We start from the raw sequence: 18,835 nt of genomic DNA, 5'->3' as shown, positions 1-18,835 counted from the left end.
CCGGACGGCCCGCCGCGTCCGAAGAAAGGGTCAGATCAATTCTTCCTTGCCGAGCGGACGCCCGGGCAACGGAGTGGCCGGACCGGCTCGCAGACCGTCGATCATGATGGCGATGCTGCGGGCGGTCGCCAGCTCCGGGGACTTCAGCCGATGGGCGGGCAACTGCCGCACGATGCGCGCGAAAACCACCGCGACGTCCCCCGCGCCCACGTCCTTCCGCAACGCCCCCTCGGCCTGCGCCCGGACCACCAGGCGGTCGACCTCGAGCAGCACCGCTTCGCGCAGGTGGGCAACCTCGGGATCGTCCTTCAGAATTTCGTGCGCCCGCTGCGACACCATGGCCAACTGCATCGACAACTGCAGTTCCGCACCGTGGTACAGCAACTGCACCAGCGCTTCCCACGCGGACGGAGCCTCCACCGACAGCCGCTTGGCATTCTCCAGCACACCCGCGAAGTTGTCCACCGCCACCGCGCGGATGAGCGCGTCGCGGTCCGGGAAGCGCCGGTAGAGGGTGCCCACGCCGACGCCTGCCGCGCGCGCGATCTCCTCCATCGGGACCTCGGGACCATGGCTGGCGAAAATGACGCGAGCGGCGGCGATGATCTGGTCGCGGTTGCGTTGCGCGTCCGCCCGCAGCGGCGTCTCGGGGTCTGCACTCATAACCCGGCCTTCCCTCTTCCGGTTGGCGCGCATTCTCGCATGCCCGGCCAACTGCGGGGGGCCTGCCGGCCAGCCGGGCCGGACAGCAATTGTCACCCCGTTGCTAGTGGACGGCGATCCTCCACTTCGGTACCTTGGGCACTGAACCGGAATGTAATCCTCCACATTCATTCCGTAACGGGGCAAACCCACCACAGGGGGTTCAGATGACCGAAGTCGCCCAGCCCAGCCGCACCCAGCCGGAACAGGCCGCTTTCCCGATGAAGCGGACGTGCCCGTTCGCGCCGCCGCCGGGCTACGACCGTTTCCGCGACGCTCGCGCGCACTATGTCGAACTCGAACACAGCGGTCAGCGCGCCTGGGTGCTGAACCGGCACGAGGACCTGCGGGCGATGCTGAACGACCCGCGGTTCAGCTCAGACCGGTTCAACCCCGGCTTCCCGGTCCTGTTCAAGGACGGCCAGCAACGCCGTCCGAAGTTGCGTCCGTCGCTGATCGCGATGGACGCGCCGGAGCACGGACCGGCACGGCGCAGCGTCGTCGGCGAGTTCACCGTCAAGCGGATGAAGGCGTTGCAGCCGCGCATCCAGGAGATCGTGGACCAGCACATCGACGCGATGCTGGCCGGCGACAAGCCCGCCGACCTGGTGTCCGCGCTCTCGCTTCCGGTGCCGTCGCTGGTGATCTGCGAACAGCTCGGCGTCCCGTACACCGACCACGAGTTCTTCCAGAAGCACAGCTCGCGGCTCCTCAACCGCGAAACAGGGCTTGAAGAACGCAGCAAGTCGGTTGAAGCGATGCAGAATTATCTGTCCGATCTGGTTACCGCAAAGGAAACCGCACCGGCGGACGATCTGCTCAGCCGTCAGATCGCGAAGAAGCGCGAGGAGGGCGACTACGTCCACGACGACCTCGTGTCGCTGGCGTTCCTGCTGCTCATCGCCGGGCACGAGACCACCGCGAACATGATCTCGCTCGGCACCGTCGCGTTGCTCGAGAACCCGGACGCGCTCGCCGCGATCAAGGAGGATCCGGGCAAAACCCTCGACGCCGTCGAGGAATTGCTGCGCTACTTCACCATCGCGGAATTCGCCACCACCCGCGTCGCGCTCGAGGACGTCGACATCGCGGGCGTTACCATCAAAGCGGGAGAAGGCGTGCTCGGCCTGAGCTACGCGGCGAACTTCGACCCCGACGTCTTCCCCGAGCCCGAGCGGCTCGACATCACCCGCGGCGGCAGGCACCACGTCGCGTTCGGCTTCGGCGCGCACCAGTGCCTCGGCCAGAACCTCGCGCGGATGGAACTGCAGATCGTGTTCGACACGCTCTTCCGCCGCATCCCGACGCTGCGTCTCGCCGCGCCGGTCGACCAGTTGCCGTTCAAACACGACTCCGGCGTCTTCGGGCTGTACTGCCTCCCGGTGACCTGGTGAAGGGGAAACGATGACTGCCACTGAAGAACTCCGCATGCCGGTCGCCCGCACCTGTCCCTTCGCTCAGCCGGAGCAGTACGTCCGGATGCGCGAGGAAAGCGCGCTCCACCGCGTGCAGATCCCGGGCGGCAAGCAGGCCTGGGTCGCCGCGCGGCACGAGGAAGCGCGGCAGATCCTCGGCGACCGCCGGTTTTCCTCCGACCGGTTCCTGCCCAATTTCCCGTTCCTGGCCGAGGGCGGGGCCGCGATCCTCACCAATACCAAGCAAAAGGCCATGATCGGGATGGACGCGCCCGAGCACGGCGAGGCCCGCCGGGAGGTGCTCGGCGAGTTCACCGTGAAGCGGGTCGAGGCGATGCGGCCGCGGATCCAGGAGATCGTCGACGGCCTCATCGACGACCTGCTCGCCGGACCGAAACCCGCTGACCTGGTGGAAAAGCTGTCGCTGCCGGTGCCGTCGCTGGTGATCTGCGAACTGCTCGGCGTCCCGTACGCCGACCACGACTACTTCCAAGAGCGCACCATGGCGCTCATCCGCCGCAGCACCAGCGTCGACGATCGCAAGCAGGCGTCCGAGGAGCTGCGCGGATACCTCAGCGATCTCGTCGCGGCGAAGGAAAAGGACCCGGCCGACGACCTCCTCGGCAGGCAGATCGTCAAGCGCCGCGAGGAAGGCAAGTACGACCACGACGCGATGGTCGGGCTCGCCTTCCTGCTGCTGGTCGCCGGGCACGAGACCACCGCGAACATGATTTCGCTCGGCACCGTCGGGCTGCTGGAGAACCCCGGGCAGCGCGCGACGATCGAGGCCGACCCGGGCAAGACGCTCCTCGCGGTCGAGGAACTGTTGCGCTACTTCACGATTGTCGAAGGCGCGACCGCGCGGGTCGCGACCGAGGACGTGGAGATCGGCGGCGTCACGATCAAGGCCGGCGAGGGCGTGCTCGTGCTGGGCTACGCCGCGAACTGGGACCCGGAGGTGTTCGAGAGCCCGGAAAAGCTCGACCTCGAACGCGGCGCGCGCCACCACGTCGCGTTCGGGTTCGGCCCGCACCAGTGCCTCGGGCAGAACCTCGCGCGGATGGAACTGCAGATCGTGTTCGACACGCTGTTCCGCCGCATCCCAACGCTCACGTGCACGCTCCCTGCCGACGAGCTGCCGGTGAAGAAGGACGCCACGATCTTCGGCCTGTACCAGTTGCCGGTGACCTGGTAGAGATCAGAGTGCTCCCACCACAAGCCAGGAAGAGGCCATCATGAAGATCATCGCGGACACCGGCAAGTGCGTCGGCGCCGGCCAGTGCGTGCTCACCGAGCCCGCGCTGTTCGACCAGAGCGAGGACGACGGCACGGTCATCGTCCTCAACGACACTCCGGACGGCGAACTGATCGAGAAGGCGCGCGAGGCCGTGAACATCTGCCCGAGCCAGGCGCTTTCGCTGGAGGAGTGACCAGCGGTCACGAAGACGAGCGGGCGGCGGTCACCATGGCGGTCGAGTAATTCGTCGTCAGGTGGCCGCCGCGCGCGTCGATCGCGGTGCCGACCTCAGCCAGCACCTGGTCGCGCTGCTCCGGCGTCGCCACGGTGACTCCGCCTTGGGTGGCGAGCAGGTCCAGCCACTCGTCGCGGCTGTACTCCTGCGTCCAGTCGTAGCGCCAGTACTCCGCTTCGGCGAACGCACCGGTCTCAGCCAAACCGGCCGCGGCTTTGTCGAGCATCGGCTGATAGGCGTCGGCGCTGGGATTTTTCAGGTAGTTGCCGCTGAACGGCGAATCCGGCATCGCCCGGCGCAACGCGTCCGCCAGCGCGTGCGAAATTTCTTCCGGCGGCATGAAGACGTGCCAGAACGCGGCGAAACGGCCACCTGGGCGGAGTACCTGCGCGGCCTTCGCGGCTCCCGCGACCGGGTCAACCCAATGCCACGCCTGCCCGGACACGAGGGTGTCGAACGTCCGCCCCGCCGGGTCCCAATCCTCGAATTTCGCGACCTCGACCGGGAAACCGCGCCGGGCGAACTCCGCCATCCGCGCGTCCGGCTCCACGCCGAGCACCACGGCGCCGCGGGCGTGGAATTGCCGCCCCTCGATGCCGGTTCCGCAGCCGACGTCGAGAATTTCGTTCCCCGGGCTCGCCGTGAGGACGGCGGTCACCAGTTCGTCCGGGTAGCGCGGGCGGGCGCGGTCGTAGCGCTCGGGATCGACGCCGAACGACTCCGCCATGGTCCGGTGCTGATGGGGTTCGGGACGAGGTAAAGTGGGCATGTGCCCACCATAGTGGGCAAGTGCCCACTATGGCCAGAAAGGACCTTCGAGTTGCCCACCGGGATCCATCTCCGCGACGTTCGCGCCCAGCTTTTCGACGCCGCGGAACGGGTTTTGCTGCGCGAGGGCCCAAGCGGCCTCACCAGCCGCGCCGTCACCGCCGAGGCGGATTGCGCGAAGGGCGTGCTGCACCGGCATTTCGAGGATTTCGACGCTTTCCTCGCCGCGCTGGTGCTCGACCGGATCCATCGCCTCGAAGCCGGCGCGGACGATCTGCGGGCCGGAACCGGCGACCTGGTCGAGACGGTGGCCGAGGTGCTCACGGAAGTCTTCTCGCCGGTCGCGGTGTCGATCGTCGCGCTGATCACCTTCCGCGACGAACTGCGGCACCGGCTCCGGGCCGCTCGGCCGGGCCCGGGGATTCCGCTGGCCACCGACGCGGCGAACGTGCTCGCGGATTACCTTGCCGCGGAACGAGATCTCGGTCGGCTCGCTCCGGACGCGGACGTGCGGACGCTCGCTCCGACGCTCATCGGAGCCGGCCATCTGCTCTTCGCCGATCGCACCGGGGAGCCGCCCAGCGAGGAAGCTGTGCGGCAGATGGCGGCCACCGTCCTCGCCGGAGTCCTCCGCTGACTCACCCAATGCCGGTCGCGACCGCGGCCACCGACAGGGCCAACGCACCGAGCGCGCCGACCACCCCGTAACGCGTCAGCGTGCCTCGATCCGCGCGGTGCCGGACGTACAGCGCAACAGCCCCGCCGAACGCGAGACCGCCAGCGATGAACCACGGGCCCCAAAGGTAGAGATACCAGTTGATCAGGTCGGACAGCGCGGGGTCGATGGCGACGGCGCCGGTCTTGACCAGAACGCCCTGCACGACGAACAGCCCGCCGTGCCAGGTCAGCAGAATCGCCGCACCACCGCCGCAGAACACCATCGTCCGGCTGAGCCACTGGCCGCGCGGCCGCGTCAGGCTGATGCCGATCACGGCACCGAAAACCTTCAGCAGTCCCGTAATCACCAGAACAGCCACAAACCACGGCACCCGGTCCTGCGCGAGTTTGACCAGCGACGGCGACACCGTCGAGGTCGCGCCGAAGGTGTTGCCGGTCGCCCAGACGAAACTGGGGATCGCGAACGCCAATCCCCAGGCCGCGGCGACGTAACCCGGCCATTTGCTCAACTCGGCTTGCTTCAACGACATGCGTCAAGCGTCGCCCGAACCGGGCCGGAAAGGATCGGACGCGCGGGGGAAGCGCCTCCCCCGCGAGAGCTAGTTGTCGGTGCCGGGACAACCGGCACCGACAACTCCCGCTCAGCCCAACCGCAGCGTCGTCTTCGGGTCGAACGCGTGCGTCTCGCCCTCGCCGCGCAACGCCACCCGGACGTTGTCGCCGATCCGCGGCGGCGTCCGTCCGTCGACCCGGACCACGAACCGGTCGTCGCCGACCTTGCCGTGCAGGTACGCGTCCGCGCCCAGTTCCTCGACCAGCTCCACCACCAGCTCGAAGCCCTCGTCCGCCTCGCCGACCAGGCGCAGCGACTCCGGCCGGATCCCGAAGACGATCTCCGGCAACCCAGCCGCCGCTGTCCGCACCGCCGTGGGCAGCGGCACCACGAGATCACCGAGCTGCACGCCGCCGTCGGACACCGGCAGCGTCGCGAGGTTCATCGCAGGCGACCCGATGAACCCGGCCACGAACGAGTTCGCTGGTTTCTCGTACAGCGACCGCGGCGCGTCGCATTGCTGCAGCACGCCGTCCTTCAGCACGGCCACCCGGTCGCCCATCGTCATGGCCTCGACCTGGTCGTGCGTCACGTAGATGGTCGTCGTGCCAAGCCGTTGCTGCAGTTTCGCGATGTTGGCCCGGGTTTCGACGCGCAATTTCGCATCCAAATTGGACAGCGGCTCGTCCATCAGGAACACGCTCGGCTCGCGCACGATCGCCCGGCCCATCGCGACCCGCTGCCGCTGCCCGCCGGACAACGCCTTCGGCTTGCGGTCGAGGAAACGAGACAGGTCGAGCATCGTGGCCGCCTCGTCGACCCGCTTCTTGATGTCGACCGCCGAGAAACCGCGCAATTTCAACGCGAAACCCATGTTGTCGGCGACTGTCATGTGCGGGTACAGCGCGTAGGACTGGAACACCATCGCGATGTCGCGGTCCTTCGGCGGCAGGTCGGTGACGTCGCGATCGCCGATCCGGATGGCGCCCTCGTTGACGTCCTCCAGTCCGGCGAGCATCCGCAACGCAGTGGACTTGCCCGACCCGGACGGACCGACCAGCACGAGAAATTCGCCGTCCGGCACTTCGAGGCTCAACTGGTCGACCGCGCGGACGCCCGGGTTTCCGGGATAGACGCGCGACGCCTTGTCGTAGATCACTTCAGCGGACATCTGCGTTCTCCCTTACTTGACAGCGCCCATGGAAAGCCCGCGCACCAGGTGGTTCTGCGCGATCCAGCCCACGATCATCACCGGCAGCGAGGCCAGCAGCGCGGCGGCGGACAGCTGAGCCCAGTACAGGCCCTCGCTGGTGATGAAGCCGACCAGGAAGACCGGCACCGTGCCGGCCCGGGCGGCGGTGAGGTTGACCGCGTAGAAGAACTCCGTCCAGGAGAAGATCACGCAGATCAGCGCGGTCGCCGCGATGCCGGGCGCGACCACCGGCATGATGATCTTGCGCAGCAGCGTCGGGAGGTTCGCCCCGTCGATCCGCGCCGCCTCGATCATTTCGCCGGGGACTTCCAGGAAGAACGACCGCATCATCCAGATCGCGAGCGGCAGGTTCATCGCGGTGTACAGGATGATCAGCGCCCACACAGTATCCAGCAGATTGGTGTTCTGCGAGATCACGTACAGCGGGATGATCGCCGCGACGATCGGCAGCATTTTGGTCGACAGGAAGAAACCCAGCGCGTTCTTCGTGCCCTTGACCGGGGCCAGCGACAGCGCGTACGCGGCCGGGATTCCCAGCAGCAGCACCAGCAGCGTCGAAATCACCGTGACGAACGCCGAATTTCCCAGGTACGGCAGGAAACCGCTGTTGAGCACGCCGGAGATCTGGTCGAACGTCGGCGTGAAGAACAGCTTCGGCGGGTCGGTGTAGGCGTCGTTCTCCTGTTTGAACGCGGTGAGAATCATCCACAGCAACGGGAAAACGAAGAGGATCGCGATGATCCAGGTCGCGACGGTCAGCGTGCCCGGACCGTAGCGGCGTTTGGCCTTCCGCCGAGGAGGCGGCGCGGTGTCGGTCGCGGCGGGCGAGGCGGTGGCGGTTGCGGTGCTCACTTGACTCCTCCGTCCACGGAGAACGCGCGGAACATCAGCCGCAGCGCGAACGTCGCCACGATCATCGTCAGGATGACCACCACCACGCCCATCGCGGACGACTGTCCGATGTCGAAGCCCTCGAACGCGCGCTGGTAGATGTAGAACGGCAGGTTCGTGCTGGCCGTGCCCGGACCGCCTTGCGTCATCAGGAAAATCGCGTCGAAACTGTTCACGATGTAGATCGCGCCGAGCAGCGTGGCCAGTTGCAGGAAGCGCGACAGGTGCGGCAGCGTGATCGACACGAAGGTGCGCCAGCGGCTCGCGCCGTCCACCGAGGCCGCCTCCAGCACCTCCTTCGACTGGCTCTGCAGTCCGGCGAGGATCAGCAGCGTCATGAACGGCGTCCACTGCCAGATGATCTGTGCCATCACCGCGGCCATCGGGAATTGCGAAAGCCAGTCGGTGTCCGTGCCGAACACGAAGTGCAGCAACCCGAAAGTCGGGTCGAACACCGTCGTCTTCCACAGCAGCGCACCGGCGGCCGGGAGGATCAGGAACGGCGTGATCAGCAGCGTGCGGACGAATCCGCGACCGAAAAACTTCCGGTCGAGCAGCACGGCGAGCCCGAGCCCGAGCAGCAGCGAAAGGAACACGCAGACCACGGTCAGGACCACCGTGTTCAGCAGTGCGCCGAGGAACGTCGCGTCGGTGAAGACGTCGACGTAGTTGCGGAAGCCGACGAAATGCCGCGAGCCAGGGCGCACCAGGTTCCACGACTGGAACGAGTAGAACACGGTGAGCAGGAAGGGAATCTGCGTCACCGCGATCACGAAGATCAGCGCGGGCAGCAGCGGCAGCCGCCGTTTCCCGGTCGATCCGGTCACTTTCTTCGCAGCGGGCTTCGCGGTCGCCGGCGCGGTTCCGGCGGGGACGGAGAGGGTGCTCATCGCTGCACCTCCTGATAGGACTTTCCGACGGATTCCGCGTATTTCTGCGATTGCGCGAGCGCGTCGGCGACGGAGGTCTGACCGGCGATCGCGGCGGACAGCTGCTGGCTCACCCTCGTCCCGAGGTCCTGGAACTCCGGGATCCCGACGAACTGGATGCCCGGGTACGGCACCGGGTTCACCATCGTCTTCTGCTGGTTGGCTGCCGCGATACCGTCCAAAGTGGGCTGTGCGTAGGCCTTCGCGGCTTCCTTGTACTGCGGGATCTCATAGGTGGACTTGCGCGTGCCCGGCGGGACCCGGTTCCACCCGTAGGTCTCGCCGACCTTCTTCGCGTATTCCTTGTTCGTCATCCACGCCATGAACTTCCAGGCGTCGTCCTTGTTCTTGCCGACCTTCGGGATGCCCAGCGACCAGGTGTAGAGCCAGCCGCTCGCCTGCGTCTTCTCCACCGGCGCGGCGACGTACCCGTTCTTCCCGCCGACGTGGCTGGTCTTCGGGTCCTCCGTGGTGCCGGTCATCGACGTGGCGTCGTACCACATCGCGGCATTGCCCTGCGCGTATTTCGTGCCGCATTCGGTGAACCCGGCGCTGGAGGCGCCGACCTCGCCGTGGTCGCGCAGCAGGTTCACGTAGAAGTTCGCCGCCTGGGTGAACTCCGGACTGGTCAGCTTCGCGTTCCAGTCCTTGTCGAACCATTGTCCGCCAAAGGTGTTCGCCATCGTGGTGAACGGCGCGAGACTTTCGCCCCAGCCCGGCTTGCCGCGCAAGCAGATTCCCGCGACACCGGCCTGCTTGTCGTCGAGTTTCGCGGCGAAATCGGCGATCTGCTGCCACGTCGGGTGCGCCGGCATGTTCAACCCGGCCTTCTGGAACAGGTCCTTGCGATAGACCACAAAGGACGATTCGCCGTAGAACGGCACCGCGTACATCTGGTTCTCATACGACAGCGACTGCCGGATGCTCGGGATGAAGTCCGCCTCGTCGTACCCCGGCGTCGCCTTCATGTGCGGTTCGAGGTTCTCCAGCCAGCCGTTGGCCGCCCATTGCGGAGCCTCGTAATTGCTGATCATCACCACGTCGAACTCGCCGCCCTGGGTGGCGGTGGACGCGGTGATCTTCGCCCTGGCCTCGTTTTCCGGCAGGGAGACGAACTTCAGCTTGATCCCGGGGTTGGCCTGCTCGAACTCGCCCTTGAGCGAGATGGCGTCCTTCATCTGCGGATTGGACACGATCGCGACGACCAGTGTCCGCCCGCCGGTGCCGAGCGCCCCGGCTCCGGCGCATCCCGTCACTAACAACGCTGTCGCGGCAAGGAGGCACAGGAGTTTACGCACCGCCACCACCTCCGGGCAGCACCTGGATCTTGAGGCCGGACCCGCTGCGCATCTTCGCCAGCGCCTCGGGGTACTGCTCGAGCGGAAGGGTGTCGGTGATCAGCGCTTCGGTGTCGATGTAGCCGTTCGCGACGAGGTCGAGCGCGTTGCCGTAGCTGTTCAGCACAGCCATCGAACCGACGACGGTGATTTCGTCGTTGTAGATGCGGAACGGCGAAAGCGAAATCCGCGCCTCAGCCGGGGCGACTCCGAACACGAGCAACCGGCCGCCGCGGTGAAGCGCGTTGAACGCGGCTTCGATGGCGGGTGCCGCGCCAGTGCAGTCCACAGCGGCGTCGAAGCGTTCATCGTCCAATTCGGACACATCGGAAGCCACTGCCGCGGCACCGAGATCGGTCGCGCGAGGCAGCCGTGCGGCGTTGCGGTCGACCATCGTCACGTGCGCGCCCGCGCGGAGCAGGAGCTGCTGCATGATCAGGCCCATCGTGCCCGCGCCGACCACGAGGAAGCGTTCGCCGGCTTCCACGCCGATCCGGCGCACGCCGTGCACCGCGCAGGAAACGGGTTCGACCAGCGCGCCCTGTTCCCAGGTCATCGAGTCGGGCATCCGGTGGCAGGTGTCGGCGGGCACCGCGACGTACTCGGCGAACGCGCCGTTGACCGTGTCGCCGGTGGCGGCCCAGTTCGCGCAGAGGTTGCCGTGCCCGGAGCGGCACGGGGTGCAGTATCCGCAGTAGATCGACGGGTCGACCGCGACCCGGTCGCCGACCTTCCACTCGGCGGGCACGTCCGCGCCGAGTTCGACGATCTCCCCGGAGAACTCGTGCCCGGGAACGATGGGATACGGGGTCGGCGGGAAATGCCCGTCGGCGATGTGCAGGTCCGTGCCGCAGATCCCGCAGGCACCCACCTTCACGACGACCTGACGCTCCCCGGGCTTCGGATCGGGAACCTCGCCGACCCGGATCTCCCCGGGCCGGTCCACGATCGCGGCGCGCATGCGTCATCACCTTCCAAGATGCTCATTTGAGCGATTTTCACTTATGCCGTAGGTAACATGCGTAGGCATTACAGGCCCCTGCCTGCGGATCCGTCAACCGGCAAAGCTCATTTTTGCGCTATCCTGCTCATGTGAGCAGGAAAAAGGGGCCACTGCCGCTGACCGAAACGCTGCTGCTGGCGACCATGGCCAGGCGGTTCTACGTGCAGGGCGCCTCGAAACTGGAGATCGCCGACGAGTTCGGCATGAGCCGGTTCAAGGTCGCGCGGATGCTGGACGCGGCACTCGACTCCGGACTGGTGCGGATCGAGTTCGACCTGCCCGCGCCGATCGACGTCGAACTGTCCGACGACCTCCGCCGCGCCTACCGGCTCGACCGCGTGCTCGTGCTCGAACGAGCATCCGAGACCGAGCCGCGCGAGATCGTCCGCAAGCAGGTCGGCGCGCTGGCAGCCCGGCTGCTGGAGGAGATCGCGACGCCGGACGACGTCATCGGGCTGTCCTGGGCGCGGTCGGTCAACGCGATGACCGAGGCGATCCGGACGCTGCCGCGCTGCCCGATCGTGCAGCTGTGCGGGGTGCAGGCCGGAATGGACATGCGCGGCCGATCGGTGGAAACGGTCAGCCGCGTGACGTCGGTGTCCGGCGGCGATTCCTACCCGATCTTCGGCCCGCTCGTCCTGCCCGACCGGCGGACGACGGAGATCCTGCGGCATCAGCCGGGCATCGCGGAAACGTTCGCGCAGTTCGGAAAACTCACGAAGGCCGTGGTCAGTATCGGTTCGTGGGAGGCCGGGGAATCGACGGTGTACGACGCGCTGGACGAGGCCGAACGCGCCGCCATCGCCGCGAGGGGCGCGACTGCCGAGGTCGCCGCGCGGCTGTTCGACGCGGACGGGAATTCGCTCGGCACCGGACTGGCGCACCACGTGCTGGCGATCAGCCACGAGGAGCTGATGGCGGTCCCCGAGGTGATCGCGATCGGTTACAGCCGCCCGAAAGCCGAAGCCGTGGACGCAGTGCTGCGGTCCGGCCTGGTGTCGACGCTGGTCACCGACGCCGCCGCGGCGGTACCACTGCTGGAACTGGCCCGCGCGAGGCCGTTGCCGGACCCCTCGTGAGTGCTGGCGCCGGTTCTAACCGGCGCCGCCACTCACGAGCCCCTGTGCCTCCACCACCCGGTCCCCGTACTCCGCCGCCCAGCGCCCGAATCCCTCGATCGGCCCCAGAAAGCTCACTCCCAGCTCCGTCAGCCGATACGCCCCCTCCGCGCGCTCGACGAGCCCGTCGCGCTCCAGCTTGCGCACCGCCTCAGTGAGCACCTTCGCGCTGATCCCGCCAATGCGCGTGCGCAATTCACCGTGCCGCAGCGGGCCGTTCTTCAATGCCCACAACACAACCGGATGCCAAGTATTCGCCACCAGGTCGAACGCGAGCCGGGTGCGGCAGTCGGCGATGAACTCCATGGTTACCTTTCGGTTCCTGCCCTGGTCCATAACGTCGCTTTCGTACAACCACGCGACGACAGGAGACCTTCCCATGCGCATCGCTCTCTTCGGCACCGGCGGCATGGCGTCCGCCCTCGGCGGCCAATGGACCCAGCACGACCTGACCGTCTCCGGCCGCTCCCCCGCCGGCGCTGCCGCCTTGGCAGCTGAACTCGGCGCCGAGGCCTTGGACTGGGCCGACGCCGCCGCCCGTGCCGACGCCATCCTGCTGGCCGTCCCCAGCACCGCCCTCGAAGCCCTGCTTACACCGCTGGATCTCACCGGCAAAGTCCTCATCGACTGCACCAACGCCCCCGGCGCGACCGGCGAACCGGTGGCCGCCCGAATCGCCGAATACGCCCCGGGTGCGTCGGTGGTGAAGGCGTTCAACCTCGCCCACGTGGACGTCTGGCGAATGACGCCGCCGCTGTTCGAAGGCCGCCCGCTCGGCGTCCCGCTGTGCGGCGCCCCGGACGCGGTCGCCGTGGCGACGGAGCTGGTCCAAGACCTGGGCTGCACTCCCCTGCCCGCCGGAGGCCTGGACCGGGCCGCCCTGCTGGAAGCCGCCGCCGGGCTGGCGATCGGCCTGTGGTTCGACGGCTTGGACGCGCGTTCCATGCTCATGAGCGCCTGAATCGCTCTATCCTGGCCTGGTGCCCGGATCAGCGATAGTCGTCGGCGGCGGAATCGGCGGCCTGGCCGCGGCGATCGGGTTGTCGCGGATCGGCTGGAAGGCCACGGTCTTCGAGCGCCTGCCCGGCGAACTGGACGACGCCGGTTCCGGTATTTCCCTGGCCGCCAACGGTGTTCGAGCCCTGGACGCGTTAGGAGCCGGCGACGCACTCCGCGCCGCCGGCTGCTTCCAGCGCACGGTGAGCACCCGCGACCCGCGCGGCACCTGGCTGGCCCGCATGGACGGAGCCGAACTCGAACGCGTCGCCGGAACACCGATCGTCGGCATCGCACGGTACGAACTGCATCGGTTGTTGCGGTCCCTGCTGCCCTCGCCGGTGGTGCGCGATGAGGTCACCGCCGTCGAGGGCAACACCGTGGTCACCGCGTCCGGTCGCCACGAAGCTGACGTCGTCATCGCCGCCGACGGCGTCAACAGCCGATTGCGCAAGCGCTTCTTCCCCGCACACCCTGGTTCTGTCTACAGTGGATCGTCGGTCGTCCGGGCGATCACCGCCGAGCCGATCGAACTGTCCTCTTCGGACTTCAACCTCACCTGGGGCCGAGGAGTCGAGTTCGGCCACATCGTCCTGGCGGACGGCCGAGCGGAATGGCACGCGGTGCTGACCATTCCGCCGGACACCCGCTATCCCGACCCGATCGCCGAAATGCGCCGTCGCTTCGGTTCGTGGCACGAGCCGATCTCCGCGTTGCTCGACGCCACCGACCCGGAAGCCGTTCTGCACCACGATGTGTACGAGCTGGTGACGCCGCTGCCGTCCTATGTGTCCGGTCGGGTCGCTCTCCTCGGCGATGCCGCGCACGCGATGCAACCGAATCTCGGCCAGGGTGCCTGCCAGGCGTTGGAAGACGCCGTGACGCTGGCTGCCGCGCTGTCGTCCGCCGAGATCGACGCCGCGCTCACCCGGTATGACGCGGAACGCCGTCCGCGCAGCCAGGCCATCGCGCTAGCTGCCCGGCAAACCGGCCGGATGGGCCAGCAGCTGACGAACCCCGTCGGGATCGCGGTGCGAAATCTGGTGTTCCGGGCCATGCCGTCGTCGGTGATGGCCCGGTCGATGCTGCGCTACACCCGTTGGCAGCCACCGATCCTGGACGGTCCGGCCGCGAATCCTCAGAGCTGATTGACGTCCACGACCCGGACCACCGCGCTGCCCACCTCGTCCGAGGCGCGCAAATCGACCTCCGCACTGATCCCCCAGTCGTGATCCCCGGCCGGATCGTCGAAGATCTGCCGCACCCGCCACACATCCGGCTCCTGCTCGATCAGCAGCAACGCCGGGCCGCGCGCGTCCGGGCCGATGCCCAGCGAGTCGTGCTCGTCGAAGTAGTCCTCGATCGCGTCTTCCCACGCGTCCGCGTCCCAGCCGGAGCCGGCGTCCAGCGAGCCCAGGGTGTCGTAAGCCCGGCGCGAAGCCAGCTCCACCCGGCGGAACAGCTCGTTGCGCACCAGCACCCGGAACGCCCGCTCGTTGCGCGTGACCGCGGGCGGCTCGGCGGGCGGACGGTGCGAAACCGGACCTTCCTCGTCGGGGTGCCGCAGCGCTTCCCACTCGTCCAGCAGGCTCGAGTCGACCTGGCGCACCAGTTCGCCGAGCCATTCGATGAGGTCCTGCAACGGTTCGGTCTTCGCCTCGTCCGGCACGGTGTGCCGCAGCGCGTCGTAGGTGTCGGCGAGGTACCGCAAGACCAAACCCTCGGAACGCGCGAGCTGATAGAAGCCCACGTATTCCACGAAGTTCATCGCGCGCTCGTACATATCGCGCACCACCGACTTCGGCGACAGCTCGTAATCCGCCACCCACGGATGTCCGGCGCGATAAGACTGATAAGCCGCGTTAAGCAGTTCCTCCAACGGCTTCGGGTACGTGACGGACTCGAGAAGCTCCATCCGCTCGTCGTACTCGATGCCGTCGGCCTTCATCGCCTGCACGGCCTCGCCGCGGGCCTTGAACTGCTGCTGCGACAGCACCGGCCGCGGGTTGTCCACAGTGGATTCCACAATGGACACCACGTCCAGCGCGTACGACGGCGACTCCATGTCCAGCAATTCCACCGCGGCCAACGCGAACGGCGAAAGCGGCTGGTTCAAAGCGAAATCGAACTGCAGATCCACCGTCAGACGCACGATGCGCCCTTCGGCGTCCGGTTCGGGAAGCCGTTCCACGACACCGGCGGCCAGCAGCGAACGGTAGATCTCGATCGCCCGCAGGATCAGCTTCCGCTGCGTCGGACGGTCCGAATGGTTGTCCTCCAGCAGGTGCCGCATCGCGTCGAAAGCGTTGCCGGGGCGCGAAATCACGTTCAGCAGCATCGAGTGGCTGACCCGGAAGCTGGACGTGAGCGGTTCCGGATCGGCCGCGATCAGCCGGTCGAACGTGCTCTCGGTCCAGTTGACGAAGCCCTCCGGCGCTTTCTTCCGGACGATCTTCTTTTTCTTCTTCGGGTCGTCGCCCGCCTTCTCCAGCGCTTTCGCGTTCTCCACCACGTGATCCGGGGCCTGCACGACCACGTAACCGTCGGTGTCGTACCCCGCGCGGCCCGCGCGTCCGGCGATCTGATGGAACTCGCGCGCCTTCAAATGCCGCTGCCGCACGCCGTCGTACTTCGTCAGCGCCGAGAACACCACCGTCCGGATCGGCACGTTGATGCCGACGCCGAGCGTGTCCGTCCCGCAGATCACCTTCAGCAGTCCGGACTGCGCGAGCGTTTCGACCAGCCGCCGGTACTTCGGCAGCATGCCCGCGTGGTGCACGCCGATGCCGTGCCGCACGAGCCGCGAGAGCGTCTTGCCGAACCCGGCGGAGAACCGGAAGTCGCCGAGCAGGTCGGCGATCGCTTCCTTCTCCGCCTTGGTCGTGACGTTGATGCTCATCAGCGTCTGCGCCCGCTCGATGGCCGCGGCCTGCGAGAAATGCACGACATACACCGGAGCCTGGCCGCCGTTGAGCAGCTCGGACATCGTTTCGTGCAGCGGCGTGAGCGCGTACCGGAAGGTCAGCGGCACCGGCCGCTCAGCTGACGTGACCACCGCGGTCGGCCGTCCGGTCCGCCGGGTCAGGTCCTTTTCGAAGAACGAAACGTCGCCGAGCGTGGCCGACATGAGCACGAACTGCGCGTTCGGCAGTTCGATCAGCGGGACCTGCCACGCCCAGCCGCGGTCCGGTTCCGAATAGAAGTGGAACTCGTCCGCGACGACCTGGCCGACCGGGGCCTCGGCGCCGTCGCGCAACGCGATGTTCGCCAAGATTTCCGCGGTGCAGCAGATGATCGGGGCGTCCGCGTTGACGCTCGAATCGCCGGTCATCATGCCGACCTGATCAGCCCCGAAGGTCTCGATGAGCTGGAAGAACTTCTCCGAGACCAGCGCCTTGATCGGCGCGGTGTAAAAACTGCGTTTGCCGTGTGCGAGCGCGGTGAAGTGCGCGCCGACCGCCACGAGGCTTTTGCCGGAGCCGGTCGGCGTCGACAGGATGACGTTGGCCCCGGAGACGACCTCGATCACCGCCTCCTCCTGCGCGGGGTACAGCTCGATCCCCCGTTCGGCCGTCCACGTCGTGAAGGCTTCGAACAGGGCGTCTGCGTCGGGATCCGCTGGCAGGAGGTCGGTGAGAGTCATCGCGGCACCCATCGTGCCATCCCGGCCCCGGCCGCAGGTGCAGGGGAGATCGCGGGTGCTTGCCCTAACCCGTAGGCTTCCGGTACCGCGCGCTGCCGGAGGGGAACGGACAGGCGGGCGCGCACACGGGCGGTACTCGCGGAGGATTCGGCAATGGCACAGGACATCATCCCGATCGAGCTCGGGCTGCCGCAGGGCGACGTGGTCACCCTCTGGGCCCCGCGATGGCGGGAGGACGGCGAGGAGTGGGAAGCGTTCCTCGGCGACGAGGACGACCTGTACGCCTTCCCGGACGCCGCGCACCTGGCCGCCTTCGTGCGCACGGCCGAGCAGCACGACCTGCTCGACCACCCGGCGTGGGACGCGGTGCCCGCGCTGAACGTGCCCGAGCTGATCCCCGACGACGACCACTCCTACGACCTCGTCGGCGTGCCCGAGCTGGTCGCCGAGGAGCCGGATTCGTGGACGATCGGCGAGCTCGCCGAGATCGTCGGCATCGTGCGTTCGCTCGCCGACGTGTGCGAGCTGGACGAGGTGCACGAGGTGCTCGACGCCTACGAGGGCTTCTCGCTGCTGGAGCAGGGCCGGCTGCCGTTCACCGGGCGCGAGGGCGAAGCGCTCTGGAACGACCTGTCGAAGGCCGTGTCCGAGAAGTGGGACACCGTGCTCGACGCGATCGACAACCTGGTGACCGTGCCGGACGTCGACGCCGCGGTGCTGGAGCAGACCGCCGAAGAGCTGGCCGCCTTCCACGAGGAGTCCGCCGAGGCGGAGGCAGGCGAAGAGGACGGCGGTCCGGAAGACCTCGAAGCGGTCGACTCCGAAGACGAGGACGCCGAGGACGAGCCGGTCGGCTTCTGGGGCGAGGTCGGCATCGACCCGATCAAGATCGTCACCTCCGGCGCGGAGTACTACACGCTGCGCTGCTACCTCGACGACAAGCCGGTGTTCCTCGGCAACGACGGCGAGATCGACGTGTTCAGCTCGCCGAAGGCGCTGCTCAAGGCGATCAAGGCGGGCGACGAACTGGCCGACACCGACATCGCCGGCGTGTCCACTTGGGACGAGGTGCGGGAAAAGGCCGCGGCCGACGAGCTGGAGGTCGAGATCGACACCGACAACACCTACGTCTTCCCCGGTCTCGACGAGGACATCGCCGAGGGCCCGGAGTCGATCGACCCGACCCAGCTGGAGCTGGCGGTCGAGCTGATCACCGACGCCGCCGAATGGGCGGGCGACGACACCGTCGAAACCGCGCTGGCCACCAACGAAAGCCTCGGCTGGCTGGTGTCGTTCGTGCTGCGGCCGGACCCGAGCCGGCTCGAGCCGAGCGCTCCGTTCGACACCGAGCAGAGCGCCTGGCGCAAGCTGGTGGAGGACTTCGAGAACCGCCTCACGGTGGTCTGAACCTCTCAGAGAGCGTCGAACACGCTCTCGGCCGAGTCACCGGCGGAGAACATCTTCCAGGCGACGCCGGCGATCGCATCCGGATCCAGGGTGCGACCGCCGGCGTCGCCGTATTTTTCCGGCTGCCCGGCGACCATCCGGTGAATGTCGCCGCGTTCGATCAGGCCGCCGATGATGAGGCTGCCCGCGTACACCCCGGTCCCGGCCAGCCCCTCGTGCAGCGTCCGCGCGTAGTTCCGCAGCGCCGCTGAAGACACCGCGAGCGCGCCGAGCGCGGGCATCGGCCGCACCGCGCTGAGCCCGCCGGCGAACAGGAATCCGCCGCTGCGGCGCTCCAGCATTCCCGGCAGCAGCTTGCCGACCACCTCGACCGCCGGATACACCCAGCTCATCGCCTTCTCGACGGCACCAACGGTCGCTTCGGTGATGTCCGTGGGCATGGTGTCCGGTTCGATCGCGGCCGGACCGTAGTAGGCGACGTCGATGATGCCGAACCGTTCGGTGATTTCGTCGAGCGTCGCCCCGATCCCGTCGCGGACGTCGCCGACGAACGCTTCGGCGTTTTCGAGTTCCGCCAGGTAAGCCGGGTGCCGCTCAGCGGTACGCGAAACGAGCGCGACGTTGTACCCCTCGTCGGCGAACCGGCGGGCCATCGACATCCCGAGGCCGGGGCCGATTCCGAGCACGACGGCGGTCGGGCGAATGGTCAT

The 18,835-nt window shown here is 67.6% G+C and carries 19 protein-coding genes; 8 read left to right on the top strand and 11 right to left on the bottom strand.

Annotation, left to right across the window (positions count from 1 at the left end):
- Positions 1–30: 30 nt before the first annotated feature.
- Positions 31–663 (bottom strand): TetR/AcrR family transcriptional regulator, encoded by a 633-nt coding sequence (locus tag ACZ7OI_RS31760; RefSeq protein ID WP_470267774.1) that lies wholly within the window; start codon positions 661–663, stop codon positions 31–33.
- Positions 664–869: 206 nt separating this feature from the next.
- Here ACZ7OI_RS31760 and ACZ7OI_RS31755 point away from each other — a divergent pair, with 206 nt between their 5' ends.
- From ACZ7OI_RS31755 to ACZ7OI_RS31745, 3 genes are read left to right on the top strand one after another with little or no spacing between them, the layout of a single operon-like run.
- A complete protein-coding gene (locus ACZ7OI_RS31755) occupies positions 870–2,096 on the top strand; it encodes a cytochrome P450 (protein ID WP_470267773.1) in 1,227 nt (408 codons plus the stop codon).
- 10 nt (positions 2,097–2,106) lie between these two features.
- On the top strand, positions 2,107–3,312 hold the full coding sequence (locus ACZ7OI_RS31750) for a cytochrome P450 (protein ID WP_470267772.1): 1,206 nt from the start codon (positions 2,107–2,109) through the stop codon (positions 3,310–3,312).
- 40 nt (positions 3,313–3,352) lie between these two features.
- A complete protein-coding gene (locus tag ACZ7OI_RS31745; protein ID WP_116201635.1) occupies positions 3,353–3,547 on the top strand; it encodes a ferredoxin in 195 nt (64 codons plus the stop codon).
- Between the two features lie 7 nt (positions 3,548–3,554).
- Here ACZ7OI_RS31745 and ACZ7OI_RS31740 read toward each other — a convergent pair whose 3' ends face one another.
- Positions 3,555–4,358 (bottom strand): class I SAM-dependent methyltransferase, encoded by an 804-nt coding sequence (locus ACZ7OI_RS31740; RefSeq protein ID WP_470267771.1) that lies wholly within the window; start codon positions 4,356–4,358, stop codon positions 3,555–3,557.
- A 51-nt stretch (positions 4,359–4,409) separates the two neighbouring features.
- Between ACZ7OI_RS31740 and ACZ7OI_RS31735 the strand changes: the two genes are divergently transcribed.
- Entirely contained in the window at positions 4,410–4,994 is a 585-nt protein-coding gene (locus ACZ7OI_RS31735; RefSeq protein ID WP_470267770.1) for a TetR/AcrR family transcriptional regulator, read from the top strand.
- 1 nt (position 4,995) lies between these two features.
- Here the strand turns inward: ACZ7OI_RS31735 and ACZ7OI_RS31730 are convergent, their stop codons facing one another.
- From ACZ7OI_RS31730 to ACZ7OI_RS31705, 6 genes are all read right to left on the bottom strand, one after another.
- The gene (locus ACZ7OI_RS31730) at positions 4,996–5,565 is read right to left on the bottom strand and encodes a DUF3995 domain-containing protein (RefSeq protein ID WP_470267769.1); all 570 of its coding nucleotides are present in this window, start codon (positions 5,563–5,565) and stop codon (positions 4,996–4,998) included.
- Positions 5,566–5,676: 111 nt separating this feature from the next.
- Entirely contained in the window at positions 5,677–6,759 is a 1,083-nt protein-coding gene (locus tag ACZ7OI_RS31725) for an ABC transporter ATP-binding protein (RefSeq protein WP_470267768.1), read from the bottom strand.
- A 12-nt stretch (positions 6,760–6,771) separates the two neighbouring features.
- Complete coding sequence (locus ACZ7OI_RS31720; protein ID WP_116201681.1) at positions 6,772–7,560, bottom strand: carbohydrate ABC transporter permease; 789 nt, start codon at positions 7,558–7,560, stop codon at positions 6,772–6,774.
- Between the two features lie 89 nt (positions 7,561–7,649).
- Complete coding sequence (locus ACZ7OI_RS31715; RefSeq protein WP_470267767.1) at positions 7,650–8,582, bottom strand: carbohydrate ABC transporter permease; 933 nt, start codon at positions 8,580–8,582, stop codon at positions 7,650–7,652.
- Positions 8,579–9,925 (bottom strand): ABC transporter substrate-binding protein, encoded by a 1,347-nt coding sequence (locus ACZ7OI_RS31710; protein WP_470268048.1) that lies wholly within the window; start codon positions 9,923–9,925, stop codon positions 8,579–8,581. Before ACZ7OI_RS31710 ends, ACZ7OI_RS31715 begins: the two co-directional genes overlap by 4 nt.
- Positions 9,912–10,919 carry a zinc-dependent alcohol dehydrogenase family protein gene (locus tag ACZ7OI_RS31705; RefSeq protein ID WP_470267766.1) on the bottom strand — a complete coding sequence of 336 codons (1,008 nt, stop codon included), beginning with the start codon at positions 10,917–10,919 and terminating at the stop codon, positions 9,912–9,914. Before ACZ7OI_RS31705 ends, ACZ7OI_RS31710 begins: the two co-directional genes overlap by 14 nt.
- Before the next feature lie 185 nt (positions 10,920–11,104).
- Here ACZ7OI_RS31705 and ACZ7OI_RS31700 point away from each other — a divergent pair, with 185 nt between their 5' ends.
- Positions 11,105–12,040, top strand: coding sequence for a sugar-binding transcriptional regulator (locus ACZ7OI_RS31700; protein WP_470268047.1), 936 nt, complete (start codon positions 11,105–11,107; stop codon positions 12,038–12,040).
- Positions 12,041–12,055: 15 nt separating this feature from the next.
- Here the strand turns inward: ACZ7OI_RS31700 and ACZ7OI_RS31695 are convergent, their stop codons facing one another.
- Positions 12,056–12,385, bottom strand: coding sequence for a winged helix-turn-helix transcriptional regulator (locus ACZ7OI_RS31695; protein ID WP_470267765.1), 330 nt, complete (start codon positions 12,383–12,385; stop codon positions 12,056–12,058).
- Positions 12,386–12,458: 73 nt separating this feature from the next.
- On the opposite strand from ACZ7OI_RS31695, the gene ACZ7OI_RS31690 reads away from it, so the two are divergent.
- Positions 12,459–13,040 carry an NAD(P)-binding domain-containing protein gene (locus ACZ7OI_RS31690; RefSeq protein ID WP_470267764.1) on the top strand — a complete coding sequence of 194 codons (582 nt, stop codon included), beginning with the start codon at positions 12,459–12,461 and terminating at the stop codon, positions 13,038–13,040.
- Between the two features lie 19 nt (positions 13,041–13,059).
- Positions 13,060–14,223, top strand: coding sequence for an FAD-dependent monooxygenase (locus ACZ7OI_RS31685; protein ID WP_470267763.1), 1,164 nt, complete (start codon positions 13,060–13,062; stop codon positions 14,221–14,223).
- Here ACZ7OI_RS31685 and ACZ7OI_RS31680 read toward each other — a convergent pair.
- Positions 14,214–16,718, bottom strand: a complete 2,505-nt coding sequence (locus ACZ7OI_RS31680) for a DEAD/DEAH box helicase (protein WP_470267762.1) — start codon at positions 16,716–16,718, stop codon at positions 14,214–14,216. The genes ACZ7OI_RS31685 and ACZ7OI_RS31680 overlap by 10 nt on opposite strands.
- A 153-nt stretch (positions 16,719–16,871) precedes the next feature.
- Here ACZ7OI_RS31680 and ACZ7OI_RS31675 point away from each other — a divergent pair, with 153 nt between their 5' ends.
- A complete protein-coding gene (locus tag ACZ7OI_RS31675) occupies positions 16,872–18,125 on the top strand; it encodes a primosomal protein (protein WP_470267761.1) in 1,254 nt (417 codons plus the stop codon).
- Positions 18,126–18,130: 5 nt separating this feature from the next.
- Here ACZ7OI_RS31675 and ACZ7OI_RS31670 read toward each other — a convergent pair whose 3' ends face one another.
- Positions 18,131–18,835 (bottom strand): SDR family NAD(P)-dependent oxidoreductase, encoded by a 705-nt coding sequence (locus ACZ7OI_RS31670; RefSeq protein ID WP_470267760.1) that lies wholly within the window; start codon positions 18,833–18,835, stop codon positions 18,131–18,133.

The organism is Amycolatopsis sp. NPDC114503 (assembly GCF_055633655.1).
The sequence above is the reverse complement of the archived record's forward strand: the minus strand, read 5'-3'. Positions and strand labels throughout refer to the sequence as shown.